19 protein-coding genes are annotated in these 20,905 nt (G+C 51.2%); 7 read left to right on the top strand and 12 right to left on the bottom strand.

The window, feature by feature from the left end; translation table 11 throughout:
- Positions 1-48 precede the first annotated feature (48 nt).
- Together NP590_RS17275 and NP590_RS17270 are read right to left on the bottom strand one after the other, a co-directional pair.
- Entirely contained in the window at positions 49-1,323 is a 1,275-nt protein-coding gene (locus NP590_RS17275; protein ID WP_256603901.1) for an IS481 family transposase, read from the bottom strand.
- Positions 1,313-2,062, bottom strand: coding sequence for a recombinase family protein (locus NP590_RS17270; protein WP_256603900.1), 750 nt, complete (start codon positions 2,060-2,062; stop codon positions 1,313-1,315). The genes NP590_RS17275 and NP590_RS17270 overlap by 11 nt, the downstream gene beginning before the upstream one ends.
- A 228-nt stretch (positions 2,063-2,290) precedes the next feature.
- Between NP590_RS17270 and NP590_RS17265 the strand changes: the two genes are divergently transcribed.
- The 5 genes from NP590_RS17265 (at position 2,291) to NP590_RS17245 (ending at position 9,127) form a co-directional block, all read left to right on the top strand.
- Positions 2,291-2,662: a hypothetical protein gene (locus NP590_RS17265; protein WP_256603899.1), complete on the top strand. Its 372-nt coding sequence runs from the start codon at positions 2,291-2,293 to the stop codon at positions 2,660-2,662.
- Between the two features lie 131 nt (positions 2,663-2,793).
- Positions 2,794-4,083 carry a TolC family protein gene (locus NP590_RS17260; RefSeq protein ID WP_256603898.1) on the top strand — a complete coding sequence of 430 codons (1,290 nt, stop codon included), beginning with the start codon at positions 2,794-2,796 and terminating at the stop codon, positions 4,081-4,083.
- Positions 4,076-5,500 carry an efflux RND transporter periplasmic adaptor subunit gene (locus NP590_RS17255; RefSeq protein ID WP_256603897.1) on the top strand — a complete coding sequence of 475 codons (1,425 nt, stop codon included), beginning with the start codon at positions 4,076-4,078 and terminating at the stop codon, positions 5,498-5,500. Before NP590_RS17260 ends, NP590_RS17255 begins: the two co-directional genes overlap by 8 nt.
- Complete coding sequence (locus NP590_RS17250; RefSeq protein ID WP_256603896.1) at positions 5,493-8,645, top strand: efflux RND transporter permease subunit; 3,153 nt, start codon at positions 5,493-5,495, stop codon at positions 8,643-8,645. Before NP590_RS17255 ends, NP590_RS17250 begins: the two co-directional genes overlap by 8 nt.
- Before the next feature lie 143 nt (positions 8,646-8,788).
- A complete protein-coding gene (locus tag NP590_RS17245; protein ID WP_256603895.1) occupies positions 8,789-9,127 on the top strand; it encodes a hypothetical protein in 339 nt (112 codons plus the stop codon).
- A gap of 910 nt (positions 9,128-10,037) precedes the next feature.
- On the opposite strand, the gene NP590_RS17240 is transcribed toward NP590_RS17245, so the two are convergent.
- The 10 genes from NP590_RS17240 to NP590_RS17190 form a co-directional block, all read right to left on the bottom strand.
- Positions 10,038-10,451: a hypothetical protein gene (locus NP590_RS17240; RefSeq protein ID WP_256603894.1), complete on the bottom strand. Its 414-nt coding sequence runs from the start codon at positions 10,449-10,451 to the stop codon at positions 10,038-10,040.
- Between the two features lie 122 nt (positions 10,452-10,573).
- Positions 10,574-11,206 (bottom strand): recombinase family protein, encoded by a 633-nt coding sequence (locus NP590_RS17235; RefSeq protein WP_256603893.1) that lies wholly within the window; start codon positions 11,204-11,206, stop codon positions 10,574-10,576.
- Between the two features lie 795 nt (positions 11,207-12,001).
- A complete protein-coding gene (locus NP590_RS17225) occupies positions 12,002-12,376 on the bottom strand; it encodes a hypothetical protein (RefSeq protein WP_256603891.1) in 375 nt (124 codons plus the stop codon).
- Between the two features lie 2 nt (positions 12,377-12,378).
- Positions 12,379-12,870, bottom strand: a complete 492-nt coding sequence (locus NP590_RS17220) for a hypothetical protein (protein ID WP_256603890.1) — start codon at positions 12,868-12,870, stop codon at positions 12,379-12,381.
- A gap of 105 nt (positions 12,871-12,975) precedes the next feature.
- A complete protein-coding gene (locus NP590_RS17215) occupies positions 12,976-13,161 on the bottom strand; it encodes a hypothetical protein (RefSeq protein WP_256603889.1) in 186 nt (61 codons plus the stop codon).
- 410 nt (positions 13,162-13,571) lie between these two features.
- Positions 13,572-15,230, bottom strand: a complete 1,659-nt coding sequence (locus tag NP590_RS17210; RefSeq protein ID WP_256603888.1) for a DUF4942 domain-containing protein — start codon at positions 15,228-15,230, stop codon at positions 13,572-13,574.
- 374 nt (positions 15,231-15,604) lie between these two features.
- Complete coding sequence (locus NP590_RS17205) at positions 15,605-16,624, bottom strand: replication initiator protein A (RefSeq protein ID WP_256603887.1); 1,020 nt, start codon at positions 16,622-16,624, stop codon at positions 15,605-15,607.
- Between the two features lie 72 nt (positions 16,625-16,696).
- Positions 16,697-17,044, bottom strand: a complete 348-nt coding sequence (locus NP590_RS17200; protein WP_256603886.1) for a TrfB-related DNA-binding protein — start codon at positions 17,042-17,044, stop codon at positions 16,697-16,699.
- Between the two features lie 43 nt (positions 17,045-17,087).
- A complete protein-coding gene (locus tag NP590_RS17195; protein ID WP_256603885.1) occupies positions 17,088-18,185 on the bottom strand; it encodes a ParB/RepB/Spo0J family partition protein in 1,098 nt (365 codons plus the stop codon).
- Positions 18,186-18,194: 9 nt separating this feature from the next.
- Positions 18,195-18,956 (bottom strand): ParA family protein, encoded by a 762-nt coding sequence (locus NP590_RS17190; RefSeq protein WP_256603884.1) that lies wholly within the window; start codon positions 18,954-18,956, stop codon positions 18,195-18,197.
- 735 nt (positions 18,957-19,691) lie between these two features.
- On the opposite strand from NP590_RS17190, the gene NP590_RS17185 reads away from it, so the two are divergent.
- On the top strand, positions 19,692-20,120 hold the full coding sequence (locus NP590_RS17185) for a MerR family transcriptional regulator (protein WP_256603883.1): 429 nt from the start codon (positions 19,692-19,694) through the stop codon (positions 20,118-20,120).
- A gap of 68 nt (positions 20,121-20,188) precedes the next feature.
- Positions 20,189-20,899, top strand: a complete 711-nt coding sequence (locus NP590_RS20620; RefSeq protein ID WP_331725262.1) for a MerT/CopZ fusion-like heavy metal transport selenoprotein — start codon at positions 20,189-20,191, stop codon at positions 20,897-20,899.
- The last annotated feature ends 6 nt before the right edge of the window (positions 20,900-20,905 follow it).

The following is a 20,905-nucleotide window of genomic DNA, read 5'->3' as shown; positions in this document are numbered from 1 at the left end:
TGACCTGATGGCCAGTCTGTTCGAAATGAATCATTGTCAGTGGCCGCTTTAGAGAAATTTTGCATAGTCGGATTTTGTTGAAACCGTAAGTTTCTGTTCAAATGCTCCCGCTAGTCCATTATCGAAAATCCCCCAAAGCAAGGTGATGTCTTGACCCGCCATGTCATGGCTTAATTGATAGCGGATGCCATCAATACCGACGCAGGCGTTGCTATCCGCCTTGCGCTGTTCCGGTTCACGGGCGAAAGTGCGGAAGCGATCCCACGAACACATTTCCCTAAACCCTGTCGACGGCAGGTTTTGTAGCCAATCCTCCATACGGGAATGGTCTTCATAGCGGTGATCCATCGCGTTATATTCCCCTAAATACCTGTGTAACCAGGCATTGGCTTCTTCCAGCGTTTCCGGCTGCTGGAGATGGTAAAGGGTTTCCAAGGAAGATTTGATGGTCAGGAAAGAACGTTCCACTTTGCCCTTGGACCGTGAGGTGGTGCGCCTTCCATCACTGCCCCTTGGCATATGTACCCGCACTTCGATGCCCAGTTGCTTCATAACCCACAAGAACACCCGGCTTTTAGACACCGGGCCGGCATCCATATAAATGACCGAAGGGATGCCCTGGAATGGGTTGTTCTTGTCCTTCTTGGCGGACATCGCATTAAACAGGAACAATAGCGCGGTTATCACGTCTTCGCCTTTGACCACGTGGTATTCCTGGTAACAAACCCCGCTCCGGTCATCGGTAACACCGGCCAAAGCCAGATATTCCGAACCCTCTTTTAGCGTTTTGCCGAAAAATTCCGGCTTTTTCAAGTCTGACGGCGAGAAATCAAATTGCCAGCATTCATTGCTATTGGTAGCCTGGAAGGGCGTCCAGGGCGGCTCTATGCTTAGGGTGCGGTTGTCGTATCCCCATTGTTTCAGATAACGGCTGACCGTGCTGAGTTTGAGCAGACCGGATTCGACTTTAACCAATCCCTCCGCCGTTTCAATGCCGGACTTTTCGAGGACTCCAATACAAGCCTTGGTCGATAAGCGCCGTCCCTTTTTGCTGGTCGTCCGAAGTTTCAGCGCCGCAATCAATTCACAGTAACGGCGCATGTCTGCTTCGGGCAGGCTTCTTGATGTATTGTAATCGCTGCGGTGGGTCAAATAAGGCAGTTGATGTGTACGCAATTGCCGCCGGACGGTGGATGCCGAAATTCCAAATGCTTCGCAGGTTGCCTCAACAAGGTCTTTGCGTTGGGTATCCCTTGGGGACAGCGCATCCAGTTGGTTTTGAAGTGCTATCAGTACCTCAAAAGGGAGGCGTTTACGCGGCACGAACCCCGTCCTGTTTAGGCCGACTGATGCCGTGCTTGCTCATCCAGTTGCGCAAATTGGCGGAAGTGGTGCCGTATCGACCGGCGATAAAAAATAGGGTTGCGCCATTTGCAAGCAAAGCTTCAATTTCGGGACGGAATGGGTCGAGTTTGCTCTTGCCCGGCCCTTTGGGGCGGCCTAACGTCATACCGGCGGCTTTCTTTGCACGCAAGGCTTCTGTTGTGCGCTGCGAGATCAAATCGCGTTCAATTTCGGCGGCCATGGAAAACGCCATTGCGACGATCTTGCTTTGGATGCTTTGGTCAAGCCGCCAATTGCCTTTCACCGAATAGACATGGACACCGCGTTCCATCGCAATCGACAAAATTTCCATGCACTCCAGCATACTTCGCCCCAGGCGGGACATCTCGCTGACCACTAAATTATCTCCCTTTTGAAGGTCATCGATGACTTGGGCAATCTTGCGTTTGCGCCAGGATATTTTGCCGGAGGCTTTTTCTTCGATGAATTTGACCTGACCCAAGTTATGGTGATTGGCCAGCGCTAGAATATCCGCCTTGTTTTTCTCCAAGTCCTGGTCTGCGGTCGATACCCGTAAATAACCGATAGTTTGTGCCATCATCTTGCCTAAAATGCCTATAAAATCAGCAAAGGTAATGAAAACCCTAAAAACGGACTTTATAATAACCAAAAATGGATTGAAAACACAGTGCCTTTCTTTAACTAAAACGGATAGCAAAAACGTTCGTTTTTAATGGTGTATATTGCCATCATAAACTCCCCAAAAGTTATTTGAATGAAGTTGGCAAGCATCAACCAACCAAATAAATCAGCTATCGACCTTCAGTTTCTTAATGGATAATAGGGTTGAGTTTTCTGAACGCTTAGTCTACGATGAAGAAGCAGGAAAGATTTTCATCCTTGTTTTTTAGTTTTTAGACTGTAATCTCTCGTTAAATTCAATCGCATGTTTAGCAAACGCATAGTCATTACATTAACGCTGATCATGGCCTTGATGCCTGTCGCGGTGACCTATGCGCATTACTCGGATATTACAGGCCAGCTGGCCGCGATGCAGGTTGCAGAAGCGTCGGATCATGCCGATCACACCGGGCACTCAGATGAACTGGCTGCAGACCATTGTCAAGCGCATGCCTCTCATCACGATAAACTGCACTCGGCAGGCTGCGGCTTTCATGTTTGTGTCGGTTGTGCCGTAACGTCATCCTTTCAGTTCACTACGACCCACAGTCACGCTATCTACATTCTGTCGGAGAAACTCGAGCCACTCTCACTAGTCGCGCCGCCGGATATTAGACCGCCCATCAAAAGCCTCTAAGCGTTTCAGATCGGCACAGCCACACCCAAAAGCTGTGCTCGTCTATCATGTCAGACCAACGATTTACGGTGTCTCGCACTACCGTATCTCGGCTCGGTTACCGGCATTACCACAACGTTTCGAGGATACGCATGTCACCCCAATTACTCTTTCGCCGTTATCTCTCGGTAGTGGCGCTGTTGCTTGTTTGTGGCGTCGCCACGGCCGATGAGTCGCCGCCGCTGACCTTAGAGGCGGCGACCCAAAAAGTCACGCAGGACAACCCCGATCTGGCGCAAATGCTAGCCCGCGCGCAGGCCATGGCGGCCATTCCGGCGCAGGAAGGCAGTCTGCCTGATCCGCAAATCAGTTTTAACGCCATGAGTTTGCCGGTGGAGGGTTTCGATACCCGGCGAGAGGACATGACGCAACTGGGATTTGGCTTGTCGCAAGCCATTCCATTTCCCGGCAAATTGGCGCTGAAGGAACAGGCAGCCTTCCATGACGCGGAAATGGCCAGCCTGAATGCCGATGAAGTTCGGCTCCGCCTGATCAGCGACGTCAAGACCCTCTGGTGGCAACTGTTTTATCTGGACCGGGCACTGGAGATCGTCGATAGCAACCACAGCCTGTTGCAGCAATTCGTCGATATCGCCCGCAGTAAATATGAAGTCGGTGACGGTTTGCAGCAGGATGTGCTGCTGGCCCAACTGGAACTATCCAAGCTGCTGGATCAAAAGATCGGCCTCACTGGCTTGCGCCGTAGCACGGCGGCCCGACTGAACGCCTTGCTGGACCAACCGGCCAATCAAACCGTGCAAATCCCCACAACGGTGTCCTTGCAACTGCCGGTCATCAAAGCCGAAGAACAGCTTTATCAGCAGGCGGAAAACGCCAGACCTTTGCTGGCCAGCGAACGGCAAGGCATCCATGCCGCCCAGTCCAGACTGGATTTCGCCCAGAAAGACCTGTTGCCGGATTTCATGGTCGAGGCGGCCTACGGTGCGCGCTCGAACATGCCGGACGGCACGCGGCGTTCGGATTTGTTGAGTCTGGGCGTCAGCATGAACGTGCCGATTTTCGCCGGCAGCAAGCAGGAAAAAGCCATCGATCAACGTACCAGCGAGTTGATGCAGCAACGCTATAGCCTGCAGGACAAATGGAACGCGGTGCGCGCGCAAATCAGCCAAACCCACAGTGATTATCAACGCGCGCAACAGCAATTCGTGCTGTTCGATACCGGCATCATTCCGCAAGCCCGGCAGACCGTGGCCTCGATGCTGGCCGGCTATCAAGTCAGCAAAGTGGATTTTCTGAATCTGGTGCGCAGCCAGGTCACCCTGTTTGAATATGAAACCCAATACTGGAAAGCCTTTACCGAAGCCCAGCAGGCATTGGCCCAATTGACTGCAGACGTCGGCGAGGAGGCGATTTATGAATAAGCAACTGTTATTGACGGCCGCAGTGACGTTGGCCATTGGCCTCATGGGCGGCTATTGGTTGGCCGAGCAAACCGAACCGAACGAAAACGTTCATACGACACCGACCAGACAACCCTTGTTTTACCGCAGCCCTATGAACCCCTCGGCCACCTCGCCCGTGCCGGCCAAGGACGCGATGGGGATGGATTATGTGCCAGTGTATGGCGACGATGCAGCCGAGGAAGCCGGGAGCGCCGGTGGGGAACGCAAAATACTGTTCTACCGCAATCCGATGAATCCTGCCGTCACCTCACCGGTGCCGACCAAAGACAACATGGGCATGGATTATCTGCCGGTCTATGCCGAAGACTCAGCGCCGTCGGCCGATCCTGTCGGCACCGTCAAAATCGACGCGGTCACCGCGCAAAATATCGGTGTGCGCACCGCTTTCGCCAAACAATCCAAGCTTTCACATCGAGTGCGGGCGGTGGGACGCATCGCCTATGACGAAGAACGCATCGTGCGGCTGCATCCTAAAACCGAGGGTTGGATAGAAACCTTGCGGGTAGATAAAACCGGGCAATGGGTCAGGCAAAATGAAGATTTGTTGAGCATCTACTCGCCGCAATTGGTGGCCAGCCAGCAGGAATATGTGTTGGCCCTGAACAACCTGAAGGTGCTGGAAAAAAGCCCGATAGCAGACATCCGCCGCGGTGCGGAAGATTTAGTCAAGAGTTCTCGTGAGCGTTTGAAGTTGCTGGACGTACCCGCGCATCAATTGCACGAACTGACTGACAGCCACCAGATCAAAAAAAGCCTGCATATCCATACCCCGGCCAGCGGCATCGTCATCAACATTGGCGCCCGCGAGGGGCAATACGTCACCCCGGAAACCGAACTGTACATGATTGCGGATTTATCCAAAGTATGGGCCTATGCGGATATCTATGAATACGAATTGCCCTGGGTGAAGGAAGGCGATCCGGTGGAAATGCGGCTGGCCGGCGTGCCGGGGCGTTTGTTCAAGGGGAAACTGGCCTTTATTTATCCCTATGCGGAAGCGAAAACCCGCACCATCAAAGTGCGCCTGACCTTCGACAACAGCGAACTGTTGTTAAAGCCGGACATGTTTGCCGACATTACCATTCAGGCAGGTAAAGAACTGGACGCCGTGGTGGTCCCCAGCGAAGCGGTGGTGCGTTCCGGTGCGCAAACCCAGGTGTTCGTGGTGCGGGCACCGGGCAAGTTTGAGCCGCGTCTGGTCACCACCGGCCTGGCGTCCAATGGCCACATAGCCATCGTCGAAGGGCTGGGTGCCGGCGAAGAAGTGGTCACCTCCGCGCAGTTCCTGATCGACTCCGAATCCAGGTTGCGCGAAGCCACCGCCAAAATGGCCGAGCCATCCGTCATCGAACACGAGGGTCATGCCCATGACTGATTGGCTGATCAACAATGCCTTGAAAGACCGTTTTCTGGTGGTGCTGGGCGCCATCATGCTAGCTATGGCTGGTTTGTGGTCGTTCAAGCACATGCCGCTGGACGCGATCCCGGACTTATCCGACGTGCAGGTGATCGTGTTCACCGAGTATGCCGACCAGTCGCCACAGGTCATAGAGGATCAAATTACCTATCCACTGACCACGGCTATGCTGGCCGTGCCGCATGCCAAAGTGGTGCGCGGCTATTCTTTTTTTGGCCTGTCGTTTGTTTACATCATTTTCGAGGACGGCACCGATATGTACTGGGCCCGCTCGCGAGTGCTGGAATATCTCAATTACGTCAAGGGCCGCTTGCCGCAAGGCGTTACTCCGACCTTGGGGCCGGATGCCACCGGGGTGGGCTGGGTGTACGAATACGCCCTGGTGGACAAAACCGGTCAACACGACCTGGCCCAGTTGCGCTCGATTCAGGATTGGTATTTACGCTACCCGTTGCAAACCGTGCCGGGGGTATCGGAAGTTGCCTCGGTCGGCGGTTACGTCAAACAATACCAGGTGGAAGTCGATCCCAATGCCTTGCAGGCCTATCAGATTCCGTTGTCCACGGTGATAGACGCTATCAAGCGCTCCAATAACGACGTCGGCGGCCGGCTGTTTGAAATGGCCGAGACCGAATACATGGTCAGAGGCTTGGGTTATATCAAATCCATCGCCGACCTGAATACCATTCCGGTCGGCGTCGACAGCAACGGCACACCCATCCGCTTGCAGGACGTGGCCCACGTGCAGATAGGCCCGGAACTGCGCCGCGGCGTCACCGAATTAAATGGTGAAGGCGAAGTGGCGGGCGGCGTGGTGATCATGCGCTTTGGTGAAAATGCCCTGGCCACCATCAAGGCGGTGCGCGAGAAGCTGGAACAGCTCAAACAAGGTCTGCCGGACGGGGTTGAGATCGTCACGGTGTACGATCGCGGCAGTTTGATCGAACGCGCGGTAGACACCCTAAATGAAGCTTTGATCGAGGAACTGATCATCGTCTGCGGTCTAGTGGCCCTGTTTCTGTTGCATCTGCGTTCATCGCTGGTGATCATCATCACCTTGCCGCTGGGCATACTGATCGCCTTCATCGTCATGAAATGGCAGGGCCTGAACGCCAACATCATGTCGCTGGGCGGTATTGCGCTGGCGATTGGTGACATGGTCGATGGAGGGGTGGTGATGGTGGAAAACGCCCACAAGCATTTGGCCGCCGCCGTCGCCAAGAAAAAAGCCGAACTCACTGAAAAAGAACGCTGGCAAGTGATTGCCGCATCCTGCCGCGAAGTGGGCAGCGGGCTGTTCTTCTCGCTGCTGGTGATCACCGTGTCCTTTCTACCGATTATCACCATGCAGGCGCAGGAAGGCCGCTTGTTCAGCCCCTTGGCTTTTACCAAAACCTATGCCATGGCGGCAGCCGCCATTCTGACCGTGACACTAGTACCGGTATTGGTCGGTTATTTCGTGCGCGGCAAGATCGTGCCCGAGCGCAAGAACCCGATCAACCGGGTTTTGCATGCCATTCACGGCCCGGCGTTGAAGCTGGCCATGCGCTTTCGGCTGTTGACCGTGCTGCTGGCGGCGCTGCTGATGGCGTCGACGCTGTATCCCCTCTCTAAAATCGGCAGCGAGTTCATGCCGCCGCTGGATGAAGGGGATATTTTGTATATGCCGTCCACCTTTCCGGGTATTTCCATCACCAAAGCCCGGGAAGTCCTGCAGCAGACGGACAAGATTCTGAAAACCTTTCCGGAAGTGCATCATGTGTTCGGCAAGATCGGCCGGGCGGAAACCGCGACCGACGCCGCACCACTGATGATGGTGGAAACCACGATCCAGCTCAAGCCGCAGGCGCAATGGCCCAATCCTAATAAAACCACTCGCGAACTGATGGCGGAAATGGATAAGGCCATTCATTTTCCCGGCCTGGCCAATGCCTGGACCATGCCGATCAAGACCCGCATCGACATGCTGTCCACCGGCATCAAGACCCCAGTCGGTATCAAGGTGTCAGGGCCGGATTTGACGGTCTTGCAACGCTTGTCGCTGGACATCGAGCAAGCCATGAAAAGCCTGCCGGACACCTTGTCGGCTTACGGCGATCGCACCGTAGGCGGCTACTTCCTGGATTTTGACATCAACCGCGAAGCCGCAGCCCGTTACGGGCTGACCACCGGCGATGTGCAGGACGTGATTCAAAGCGCGATTGGCGGCATGAACATCACCGAAACCGTGGAAGGGTTGGAGCGATATCCGGTCAATCTGCGCTATCCACGCGATATGCGCGACAACCTGGACGCCTTGCGGCGGGTGCTGATTCCGACCCCCACCGGCAGCCAGATTCCCTTGACTCTGGTGACGGACATTCGCTTCACTCGCGGTACAGACGTCATCAAAAGCGAAGACGCCCGCCCCAACGCCTGGGTGTACGTGGACATCAAAACCGCCGACATCGGCGGCTTCGTCGCGCAGGCGCAAAAGACGCTGGCCGAACAGGTGCAACTGCCCGCCGGCTACACCGTCGCCTGGTCAGGGCAGTTCGAATACATGCAGAGGGCCGCCGAACGCTTGAAGATGGTAGTACCGATTACCCTGCTGTTGATATTCATCCTGTTGTATTGCTCGTTCCGCAATATCACCGAGCCCACCATCGTCATGCTGACCATCCCGTTCAGCCTGATTGGCGGCATCTGGCTGGTCTACTGGCTCGATTTCAATTTATCGATCGGCGTCTACGTCGGTTTCATCGCCTTGGCGGGTACGGCGGCGGAAACCGGCGTGATGGTGCTGAGCTTCATCGATATCGAACTGGAAAAACTGCGGGAACAAAAGCAGGTGCCATTGAGCGCTGCCGACATCATCGCCACGGCGGAAACTGCCACAGCCTTGCGGGTGCGGCCGGTTGCCATTACCTCGCTGGCCAACATTATCGGCTTGATTCCCATCATGTGGGCCACCGGCACCGGCGCCGACGTCACCCAGCGTGTCGCCGCGCCGGCCATGGGCGGCATGCTGACAGTGTTGGTATTGAGTCTACTGGTATTTCCAGTGGTGTACAGCCTGGTGCTGCAAGTTCAGGAAAACCGCAGGCGGGGAGCCGCGGAATGATGTCTTATCCAGCTTCGCTGTCGTACGGATACCCCTTCACTCACTATTTTCGGTCCGATTGTTACCAAGGAGTCGCCTGCAAAAACATGCTCATAACCTAACGCTGTTGCCATTAATCGATTGAATTTATTTGGAGAAAAGTCATGAACACTAAAATTTTAATACCCCTGTTTTTCAGCCTGGGCCTATTGTCCGGATGCGCCGAGACGAACCCGCACCCCATGGATATGAGCCAAGCCATACAAGACGCCAAAACCAAGGCCGATCACGAAGCGTTGGCGCAACACTATGAGGATGCGGCGAAAGAGATGCAGCTGAAGGTCGACGAACACGAGAAACTGCTGAGCAAATATGAGTCGCACGCCTATCTGTATGGCAAGCGAGCTGGAGATTTAAAAGCCCATTGCCGAAACCTGATCAACATTTATAAAAATGCGGTGGATGCCAATATGAGTATGGCAAAAATGCACCGTGCGATGTAATCAAACTTGGTTTGCGGGGGCGCGTAAAGCGCCCCCGCTATTGAACATGACGTGGCAAACGTGAAATCCCGATTTTTGAGAATATGTTGCATGACCAGCATGTTGCTTGCTAGCAACCCGGTACCCCCCGCATCCCATGGATATGAGCCAGGCGTTAAAAAACGCCGCAACCTGCGCTGACCACGAAACCTTGGCGGCACATTACCAAGCAACGGCGGGCAGACTGCAAGCAAAAGCAGAGGAACACAGGGTACTCGCCGCAGATTTCGGCTAAATGCCGGAGGATTTTCACGAAGACTTTAGAGGGCATTGTCAATGGCTAATCGATGCCTATGAAAAGGCGGCCAAAATCAATTTGGAGCTGGCCAATCAACATCGCCATTGGTATCGCCATGAGTAATCTGGGCATGATCCCATTCAAGAACGGCAATGGACACTAGCCAAACACGATGATCAATGCCATTCTGAACATATCAACTCCTTTTCAAAACAGGATTCAGTTGTGGCAAAGTCTGAGATTACCTGCTTAAGCAGGTATTGGCATCAGCTGTTAAAAAGTCATTGCGAGGTTTTGCCGGGCCCTGTGACGGTCAAGTATCAGGCTTATATCAGACCGTTAGGAGCTTAGATTTTCGATCTCTTGACAGGCGGGTATTGGCCGCTATGTTAAGCTCAACATAGTGAAATTATAGATTCCGAGTGGCCGATTCACATAATATTACTCACTTTTATACACTGGATAGAATCAAATAAAGCGAGAAATCCAACTCGATAAAATCATTTAATGTGAGAAAGAAAACCGTCCTGTGCAATTAATGTGAGAAAAAGTGATTTTATAGAGTCAGTTAATTTGAGATGAAAATCCCGGATAAGTGCAAGAAAAGCCGGTTATGAAATCAAGAAACTACATCTAGTATCGGCGATGATGTGTTACCTCAACAACCATTCCGCCAAGCTTAAAAATCAACCAGTCGTACAGAAACATCGTAAAAAATGCCGCAGCAGTCAACAAGCCAAAGCCCCACGTCAGCCGTGTATCGGCTGGATGCGTGAACAGACAGACCACGAACGCGATTATCAATGCGGTGGTCAATGGCGTAATCAAGAAAAACACCAACGGACGCAGAAACATTAAAATCATCAGCAGTAACGTTCGAGCGGAATCCCACGCGAACAAGACGACACGGCACAACGCCATAGCCAGCCACGGAAAAACCCGGTAGCGAACGGTCTCAGCGGCGTTGTTTTGCACGGCCCGCTTGGTAACGTCCAAGATTGCCGGCCGGCGGGCCGTTTTGGCTTTCGGAAAATTAACAACAGTCATACAACCTCCTTCGCATAATCACCATGCAATTGGAATACTAACAATTGTGACCCGAACCCTTAAAATACAACGGGTTCCTAATGTACACCGCGAAAAACTGACTCATGGCCTGTTACGATACGTTATGAATCGGCGGCCACCGCCTTTTTTTGGGCGGCCGCCCAAATCCGCTTCACCTGGCTAACGCTACATGGCGCAAGCCGAGCCGTTTCCTTGATCGAGTGCCCTGCCCTGCGAAACGCGACGACGCGCTCATTAACAGCGGCGTTTACTACACGGCCTGTGTATTTGCCGGCCTGTTTGGCCAGTTCAACGCCCTGCCGTTGCCGCTCGCGCCGAGTTTCGTAATCATCGCGTGCCATCTGCAACGCCAGTTTTAACAATAGCTCTTGCACCGATTCCAAAACAATCCTGGATACACCATCGGCCTTTTCCGCAAGCTCGGAAAGATCAACGATTCCCGGAACTACTAGCTTTGCGCCTTTTGCACGGATCGACGCGACCAAGTTCTCCGCTTCGGCGAGCGGTAGCCGGCTTATCCTATCGATCCGCTCAGCGATCACCACGTCGCCCGGTTGTAATTCCCTAATCATGCGTAGCAGCTCCGGGCGATCCGCCCGTGCGCCAGACGCCTTTTCCTCATACCGGCCAGCGATATAGTACCCCTCCGCTTTAGCCTGGTTAATGATGTCCTCTTGGCGAGTCATATCCTGCTTGTCAGTGCTAACGCGCAAATAGATTCGAGCAACTTTCATATAGTGGTCAACAAGGGTATAGGCAAAAAAGCCACTATAACCCGGATAGCCAAAAACTAAAACATGCGACCCTAAATAGCCACTGTGGCCGGGCCAACCCTAATTGGCCACAAGACCATTTTCGCGCCCGCGAAATTAACTTGCGGCCGATGGCGATTTGTCGTCATGCCTCCATATTTGCCCAAGGCCCGCGAAGTCGCATAAAAGCGCCCAAACTGCATACGGAATTTCTACCTCATTACCAATCCATTTCCGCACAGTCCGCGCCCCGGATTTTTGTTTCAGCCCAAGCGCCTTTGCTGCGGTCGAGCCGGTGAAACCGGCAAGACGCATAGCCGCGGCCACTTCGGCCCCGGTTGGTGTCGGCCAGTCTTCGCTAAATGACATCAGACATTCAGGCCGTATTGTTAATTTATATGGTTCCACCATGCCTTCCTCTAAACGTGCCGAGTGACCGGATTATCATCTGGTCCTGCAATTACATTTTTCATTTTCCGAATATCCAATTTAGGTTAATCATTCATTTGTTTAATCGCCCAACATGAAACGGATTTCACCGGGGAATGTTAATTGTTTAATACGTTTAATGAAATGGTGACAATTCGCCGGCCAGGTCGAGCTGGCCATGTCACCAAACTGGATTGGTGACAGGCACCGGCCGGATCGAGACCAGCGCCGGGCGAACCGTGTCACCATACGATTACCCAATTGGTGTCAGATCCCCGCGTCCGGATTCGCTTGTTTGTCACCATGCGCGTATGGTGACGCCGGCGCGCGATCGAGGCCTTCATTCTGTCACCATCGATACTTACCTGATAAATGGTTGACCGCATCGCGCAGTCGGGCCTTGCCTTGTAACAACAGGCTTTCAATCCTACGCGTTTCCGCCGACAACCGATCATACTCAATGGCCCGCTGTATGCCATCACGGGCGGCCTGTATGCGCTCAGGATCGCACCCGATATATTCACGTTTCCGTTTGCCGCCGTCCTCGGTAGGATAATTCAAGTACATATATTTATCGTCCCGCCAATATTCGTTTGCATAAATCAGACCCGCGTCTTTCAATGCGGTCATTTGCTGTTCAATCACTTGAAGAGTCGATTTTTGAGCTGTAATCAACGCCGGCAATTCGTTGGCTAACGCCTCTAATTCATTTATCAATAACATCGCTAGTGCACTATGTAAGACTGTTTAATAGTGCTAACCGCTTGCGGGCTAAAGGTTAAGTCCAACTCGCACCCGTGCGAAATTAAATCCATGATTGAAATATTCCTAAATTGTAAGCGGCGTTTTCGATCAGTGGCCAATATAACGTAACCAAACGCCTGATCGATGCGGTCACCATCTACACGTTCGGTAATATACCAATGCCAGTTATTCAATTTATAGTGAAGGAAAACTGTCGCTTGATCGTTTAAGCCGGTTTGTTCAGGTGATATTGAAATCTTTTCAATCACCTCGGCTATCGAGACTATTTGTTTCATCATATTCGCTTTATTCTCCCCTCGTAACGTAACTGATATTTCCTTGGCCTGTTTGTTTGAAATATATGGAGAAATAAAAATTGCATCTTGTGCCGCCCGAACTGCTAACGGTGTTGGATGAAATTCGGTGGTGGATGGGCGACGAACACGATCAACGGTTTTATGAAATTTAAACATCGGAAACCTCCGGTAAACTTGGCCAGAGCGGAATTGCCCGGCCTTTAGTAATCACTAACGACTAACATGGAGAGTTAGGCGGAAATCCCTTTCCGCTCCCTCTAATTAGTAAGCGTCCGCTTCCTCCCCGCATTGTTGACAGCCGTATTCCCACGGATCGGCATCGCCAGCCCCGCAATTGTTACACCGCCAAGTGGAGTCTTCATCGCCTGTGGCGACCCGGCTAAACTTGCCTGTTTTCGAGTCTTCCAGCCATTCTTGATCGAATAAATCGACTTCTTGCGTTGCCATCGGATACCTCCGGTAAACTTGGCCAGAGCGAAGCGCCCGGCCTTCTGGTGGTCTGGCGGTTGCCTGAACCACGATTTTATTATCTAGTATATTGTCCTGATTGTCAAGCGTTTTTGCCTGATAGTATAACTAGGCAAACCCCTCGTGGCATAGTCTTTCCAAGCAGATATTCCCGCGCAGAATAGTAGTGCGCAAAATAATATGACTTAAGTCGCCGTTTATGCTTTGGAACTGTGCGATCAAAGCCGATAAACGTCCGTTTTATATGGCAACTCACAAACCGCCGCATTGCCCTACTGGTGTGATGAAAAGGTTTAGTAGTCATATATCAATCCTTTTGGTGACAGAGGTTGCCCGGCGCCGGTGCCGATCCCGGTGGTGTTTGTCACCAGCGCCAGGCGAGTGAACATTTAGGCGGCCTCAGAAAAATCAACTGCCCCGTTTAATTGAAACATCCCGGACAAATCATAACCGGCAGCGGTACACGCTTCGGTGTGTGCATTATTGACCTGTTCATCCGAAGGCGAACCCCAGCGAACGTGTGGCACTATCATTGCGTCGGTAATCTTCTCGGCCATTTCGTAATGCTTCCAGAAATCCGTTGTGGCCGCATTATCATCTTGCGGTAACCATTGGCGTTCTTGACCAACCAAACGATTTAAACGCGCTATCAAATCCTTCCTACGCGGGTAAATATGAACAGTACCAACCCCCGCATAAAACCGAATGTCAAAATATTCCGTGGTATGCCTTTTTGATGGTGTTGGGCCGTAATATCCAGTATCAAACAATGAATAAAGACCGTTGAAACATGAACAAGTCTTAGATTCGTGATTCTCGCCATTGTCGCAATATAATTTGCCGTCGAGCATAGCAAACACTTTATCAAAATCCTGCATTAGCTTTTTAAAGTCCCACGGTATCCCGTGATAATTCCGAACTGGCAATATAAACCGCGTCATTTTGACACGATAGGCTAACTGCCTATGCTTTTCGTTAGATTTCCAGCCTTTGTAATAAGCGCGGTTCTCTGGTCGATACTTGGTTATCTCATCGAAACAATCAAGTAACATCTGGATATTCATATCGCCTTGATTATTAACCAAACCAATTAAAAAGCCTCTTATATTCGACTCAGTAAAAGACAGTTTGGCAATTTCTTCAAATTCAGTCGTAAGGCGTTGATAGGCTTTTGATGAAAGATATTTGTCAAACTCGGTTGAGTGCAAGACGTTTGTCCATGCCCGTTTTTTAAGGTCGTCGTATCCTTTATTAAAACGCTCCTGGATCGCAACGGAATCACCATCCTGTGAGGTTTTGTGTAGCTCATTCAGCGGCCGGCCTAGTAATCTGGCGTAGTAGTCGGCCTCTTCGCGTGCAACTTCTGCGGTTTTTAGTGACTGAACGGCGGCATTAAACACCGCGACTGCGTTACTGATCGTGTTTTGTCGTAAAGCGATGCTGTTCTTGTCTTGATGATCGAGTCCGGCAACGTGCTCGAATTCAAGGCCATTGGTGAAATTAGCTTTAACATCGAGCGTCTTTTTTAACCAAACTAAGGCAATCTCGACCGATGTCTTACGCTGGGTGTCTGGATCAAGAAAAGCCTCAGAAAGAAACTCGACCGAACCATGTTCCTCAATCCATTTGCAAATCAATTTCCGCTTAGCCGAATGGGGATTGCGGATAGTCTCGGCATTCAGTATTGCGACCAGTTCACCGTCTACTAACAAATTGAAAGCCTTAATAAGATGTTCATCGCCAGAAGAAAAAGGCGGGTTCATGATGATATGCGAAAACATTGCCGCACCGTCATAGGCCAAAAAGTCGCTATCGATTACGTTCAGGCCTTTACCGCGTAGGATCGCCTGATTGTCTAAATCGATTTCGATGCAATCGATATTAGCGGGGTGGCGTGATGAATAGTGATGGCTCCACTTTTCAAGCAGTGGCGCAAGTAGATCGCCGCGTCCGGCTTGTGGCTCTAGGATGCGCCGATAATTGTGAGATTGGAACTTAGCAATAGCTTTTTCAGCCAATGCGCGAGGCGTTGGATAGAATTGAAACATCGGAAATCTCCGGTAAACCTGGCCAGAGCGGAATTGCTCGGCCTATCCGTGGTTAGGATGTAAACCACGGCGCTATTATCGTGCCCTATTGTCAGACTGTCAAGCCTTTTCGCCTGATAGCGAAAAGTTTTAAGGTTTTAAAGGTTTTATTAGATTTAGACGCTAAAACACTATTTTTATTTATATAAAACATAGGCTTATAAATATAAGCGGTTCCTAAAGTACCCCGTTCGGTTCTTAATGTACACCTTTCGGTTCCTTAAATACGGGTTCAGGTTCCTAATGTACACAAATCGGTTCTTAATGTACGGAATATCCACAGGTTGCACTCGCCGAAATCGTTTTGACACTGTTGGAACGGTGGCGTGTGTACATTAGGAACCACTACTATCGATGACCTCAATTGAGTCGCGGTGAATCATGACTAATTGCGGGCCTTTGAGTCCTTTTTCCTCGCTTAAAATGTACTCGGGCAGGTCGTTCGTTTCGATGAGTTTACGCAGCATAAAGCAGAATTTCTTAAATGTGCCGGTGCTTCCGCTACGCTCATATATCGTTTGATATGACCACTTTGCGGAGTTCTTACCGGCAGCACGCCGTGCAAGCCGGTAAATGAATCTACCAAGGCCCGGCTCAATAAGAAAATAATCCTGGTGAACCGTGAGAACGTCTGGGCGCTTTCCGTCGATAATTTCCCGGTATAGCCATTTAGGTATTTCAATTTCCAATTCCGCAACGCGGCCCGAATCGGTATAGGACACTACACGATAACCGCCGATCAACCCTTCTGCCTCGACCACGCGTGATTTTTTACCGTTAGTGGTGACACCTTCCCGAACGCTTTTAATCGTTGTGCCTCGAAGCCGATCTAATGCGCGTTCGACTTCTTCGGCTTGTTTGCCGCCATGTCCCTTCCGGCAAAATCGTAGAATGTCGCTGACATGCGGCTTAAACGTTCGGCCTGGTTTCTCGCCTTTGTTAGCACGATAAGCGTTCATGGCTTCAGTTAATTGCGATACCAACATCAATACAATGTCGTAGTCCCAAATCGAGGCCATCCCGTCCGGGCCACTCTTCACCTCGACATAACCATCAGGCAGATCGTACCGGATCACGTCACCGGCGCGGCGTTCCTTTTTGGACAGCCTGAACACTGCGACATCCATAATACTGCGGCTATCGCGTGTGCCTACGTCATAAAGAGCGGGCGCAAAAAAATCCATTTGAGCGTCGCCATTAGGCGGTTTCCGCATATTCGACTTGGCGGCCGGCGGCTGTTTATCGGCGGCAACCTGTAAACGGTGGGCAGTTTGGGCGTAGGTCTCACCTGGGCGAGCCTCTTTCTCAATCCGCTGTTTTTGGGCTTCGCGGATTTTGTCCAGTTTATCCGTCATTGCGGATATTTCTTTTGATACGCCGTGGCCAGTCATTGTAATAAATCCTCGTTTAACCCATTGCCAACTAGACTAATCGCCGTGTTTTTCGCTTTCGTTCCGAAAGGCACTGATGACATTACGGAAGGCCGAAATAATCTCGGACGGCGCAACCAGTGTCACCCGCTCCCAGCCTGGCGGAATCGTTGCGTCGTCCTCTTCTGCCGCTTGGCTGGCCAACACTCTTTGATAGGTATCCCAAACACTATTTACGGCGTCACCGATAGATTGGCGAGAACAACCATATTCGGCGGCAACGGTTGTATAGGATTTATTAGCAACAAGAATCGCATAAGCGGCATCCTGCCGCTCTGGTGAAATTCTTAAAAGCGGCCGAACCGACGCGAATTCGCGTTCGGTCAGGCGTCGTTTAGCCGGCATAGGCAATTAACTCCGAATAACAAAAACATAATGTAACCATGGGTTACGCTTTAACACTGCCAAAAATATTCAACAAACTGAATTTTGAATCACGATCCAGACCGTATGCAAACGCCGCCAATGCAAACGCTCCAACACCGTCAGCAGCAAATAGATCGCCACGCAAACATACCAACATATCGCGGCCGGCATCTTTGCTTTGAACCCCCTTGTCATAAAACACGCGAAGCCAGACATCGATCATTTCCCGGTCGTCCTGGCTCATGTCGTCAAGCACCGACTTAGGCGACTTGTTTTGTAAAAAGATCGCGCTGTAAGCCAGACTCAACACTAAACTAACTGACTCGCGGGATGGCGGAATGGCCGTCGATTGCTCTCCATCGTCGCTTGGTTGATTTTTCGCGCCCGCGAAAACATCAACTTGTTTAGCGGGTTTTCTGTCTTCTTTTTTCTTAGGCGGCTTAACTTCATCCTTAGCGGCTTTTACCATATCCCGCACATTCGTTTTAGCGCCGCCGCGTTTGATTTCATCAACTAACGTCTTTGCTTTCGCCGGGTCGATCTTTTCGATCACCTTTACCGCATTGATGGACTCAACATCGGCGCTCAAATCCTCCGTTACCAAACGTCTTGCCTGCTCGGGTAAATCCAGCAAGCCCATCATTTTTGATAAGCGCGTCCGGCTTATGTTGTACTTCGCCATCACCTCGTCCATGCTCATGGTCTCAAGGTCATGCTCAATCTTCTTCGCTTCTTCAATTTGCGTGAGATTTTTCCGATGGATGTTTTCGACCACTTGGGCTTTTTCAGCCTGTTCATCGGTTAACTCCTTCACTCTCGCCCAAAGCTGCGTTAAGCCCTCGATCCGGGCCGCGCGGCAACGTCGTTCACCAGCCACCAACAGATAAGGCCTTTCACTTCCTGGGCGATTCGCGCGGAGGATAATCGGCTGTAACTGGTTTTCACGAAGACTACGGCCAAGATCGGCTAATTTGTTGTTCTCGTCCTCGAACTCTTCACGAACCTGGCTACCAATCTCAATATCATCCAGGTTAGCCATAATGTCGTATTCGTTGGGGTTACCGCTGGCCCCGAACAAACTATCGACACCACCACCGAATAATGTATTTGTGTTGTTCATATCGCCCCCTTAATTCAAGCGATCCAGAATAGCGGTGCATGCCGCCCGCCATTCATGCGCGGCCTTTAAATGGCCCTCGCCGCTCGTATGTGTCCACACCGGACGGCGATTTGCGATAGCTTTTTTAACTGGCGCACGTTCCGCCAAGGCCTCTTTTAAAATAATCGGCCCGTATTGTTTTTGGAGCAACGCAAGCGCCTGGCGGGCATCCGTGCTGCGGCTATTAACCTTCATCGGCAGAATACCGATGTGTTTCAACCGGGGGTTGAAACCCTGCGTGCGAATAACATGGATCGTCGCCATTAGATCGGCGACACCAGCCAACTCGTACAGGCCGATAGATACCGGCGTCACCACGTAATCGGCGGCCGCCAAGGACGCCATAAGGCGAATGCCGAGCAAAGGCGGCGTGTCGATCACGCACAAATCGTAATCTGCCGCAAATTGCCGTAATGCCTGGCCCGGCTGCCTGATCACTTCGTTTTCGGCCTTGTCAATTGACAGCAAGGCGTTATCCGCCCGGATAATGCCTAAATGATCGTTAAGCACTTGCGGACGGGTCTCCATCGCGCCGGGCACATAGAGTCTTGACGCGAATAAACCTAGCTCTGCGTCAGCGGGAGCCGGGAACGAAAGCGACAAACTACCCTGCTTGTCCATATCGACCAGCAACACCCGCAAACCGGCCTCTATGGCCGCGTATGCAATATGCACGGATAACGTGCTTTTACCGACACCGCCCTTTTGATTGGCTATTGATAATATTTTCATGACGTAACTATTCCTAAAATCGTGGCACCAATGGAAGTATTTTTATGCTCGTTCGACGCGTTCCAATTCCCAACTCGACAAACTAGGCCGATCCGGGAAACTGGTTCGCGAAAGAGTTTGAACCGCTTTTTCAAACACCTCGTGGTCAGTCGCCGTATCCGGTGCGTACACCTCAACGGAACCAGAATAGCGTTCCCACATGCCGGGTGCGCTACGCAAGTGACACAGATATTGAACATAAACCGGCAATTGTGATTCATCGAGCATCTTGTCTACCCCTCTGGTAACCTGGCCAGAGCGAAATTGCCCGGCCTTCTGATGGTGGGGCGATAACCCCGAAACCATGGGTCTATTATCAATAGATAAAGCCGGCGTGTCAAGCGTTTTTGCCTGACACGCGCATAAATATTATTACGCGTCTTCGTGACTCTCATTGGCCGGGGATAATGCCAGCATATGTCGGATGACACTATTAATGAAAAAAATGACAAGTTAGTGAAAAAATAGTGACATAGATAGTGAAAAAATCCGAGAGGATTTGGTTCTTAGAACCTAAAGGAGAGGCATGTTTGCAACTGTGCTGGCGTCATCGACTAGCCAGTTGCGCATTACCTCATAGGCAGACATCTGAGAATTTAGTCGCCATTCAAAATAATATTCATAGTAATTTGTTAATAGCTGATAAGTGGAAAAACTGAGGGACAATAAAAACCCTTTAACATTTGGTTCAAAGAAATGTCGCCTTTAACCATCGGCAAACTTGCCAAACAAACCGAAGTCACCATTGAAACCATCCGTCACTATCAACGCATTGGTTTACTGTCAGAGCCAGCGAAACCCGATGGCGGTTATCGAGTTTATTCAGCTGATGCGATTGCCCGAATACGTTTTATCAAACGCGCTCAACAGGCTGGATTTACCTTGAAAGAAATTGCCACCTTGCTATCGCTTGATGGGGCACACTGTGCTGATGTTCGACAAGTCGCCGAGCAAAAATGCCAGCAGATCGATCAACAAATCAGGGATTTAACCGCTCTCCGTCAGGTATTGGAAAGCCTAGTCAACGACTGTCAGCAGACAGCTCCAACCGCTCATTGCGCTATTCTCGATGCATTTAGCGATGATGCATCTGATCCCAACCTTGATTCTATATCACGCACTTGACTCTGTTCTAAGCAACAGGGTTTAGACTCCTTGCCAACATTGACCATGGTTTGGCTTAGGAGATTGCTATGAATACAGACTCAGAACCCCCCACTAACACCCCGTCATGGCTGGGTATCGGTGCCATATTGGCCGCTGTGGGGGCTTCGGCCTGTTGTGTCGGGCCATTTTTGCTGTTGTCGTTGGGTATTGGCGGTGCGTGGATCAGCACGTTGACGGCGCTGGAACCGGCCCGGCCATTTTTCATTGTCCTGACCCTGATACTTGTAGGGCTCGGCTATCGAAAACTCTATCTAACGCCTGATCGCTGCGCGGTAGGTGAAATCTGCTCCACAACCGACAACCAACGCCAACAGCGCCTACTGTTTTGGCTGGGTTCCGCATTCATTTTGATGCTGCTGGCTTTTCCCTGGGTAGCGCCTTTTTTCATGGCTTGAGAGAATTCCGATATGACCATTAAATCCGGATTATTACTGATAAGTTTGTTGTTACCAGCCACTTTGTTGATGCCCGTGGCTTTTGCTGAAACCACAGAGGCACAGCCAAACCAACAACAATCGGTGACACTGAAGTTAGAGAATATGACCTGCGCCATGTGTACCGTCACCATCAAAAAAGCCTTACAGAAAATCGACGGCGTGCAAAAAGTGGCTGTCGATTACGATGCAAAAACGGCCATGGTTACTTTCGACAGTCACAAAACCAATAGCGCAGCCTTGATCAAAGCCACGACGGACGCCGGTTATCCGGGCTCTCTGGTCACACCTATTAGCCAATAAGACCGA

This window comes from Methylomonas subterranea (assembly GCF_024505185.1).
Classification (GTDB): domain Bacteria; phylum Pseudomonadota; class Gammaproteobacteria; order Methylococcales; family Methylomonadaceae; genus Methylomonas; species Methylomonas subterranea.
The sequence above is the reverse complement of the archived record's forward strand: the minus strand, read 5'-3'. Positions and strand labels throughout refer to the sequence as shown.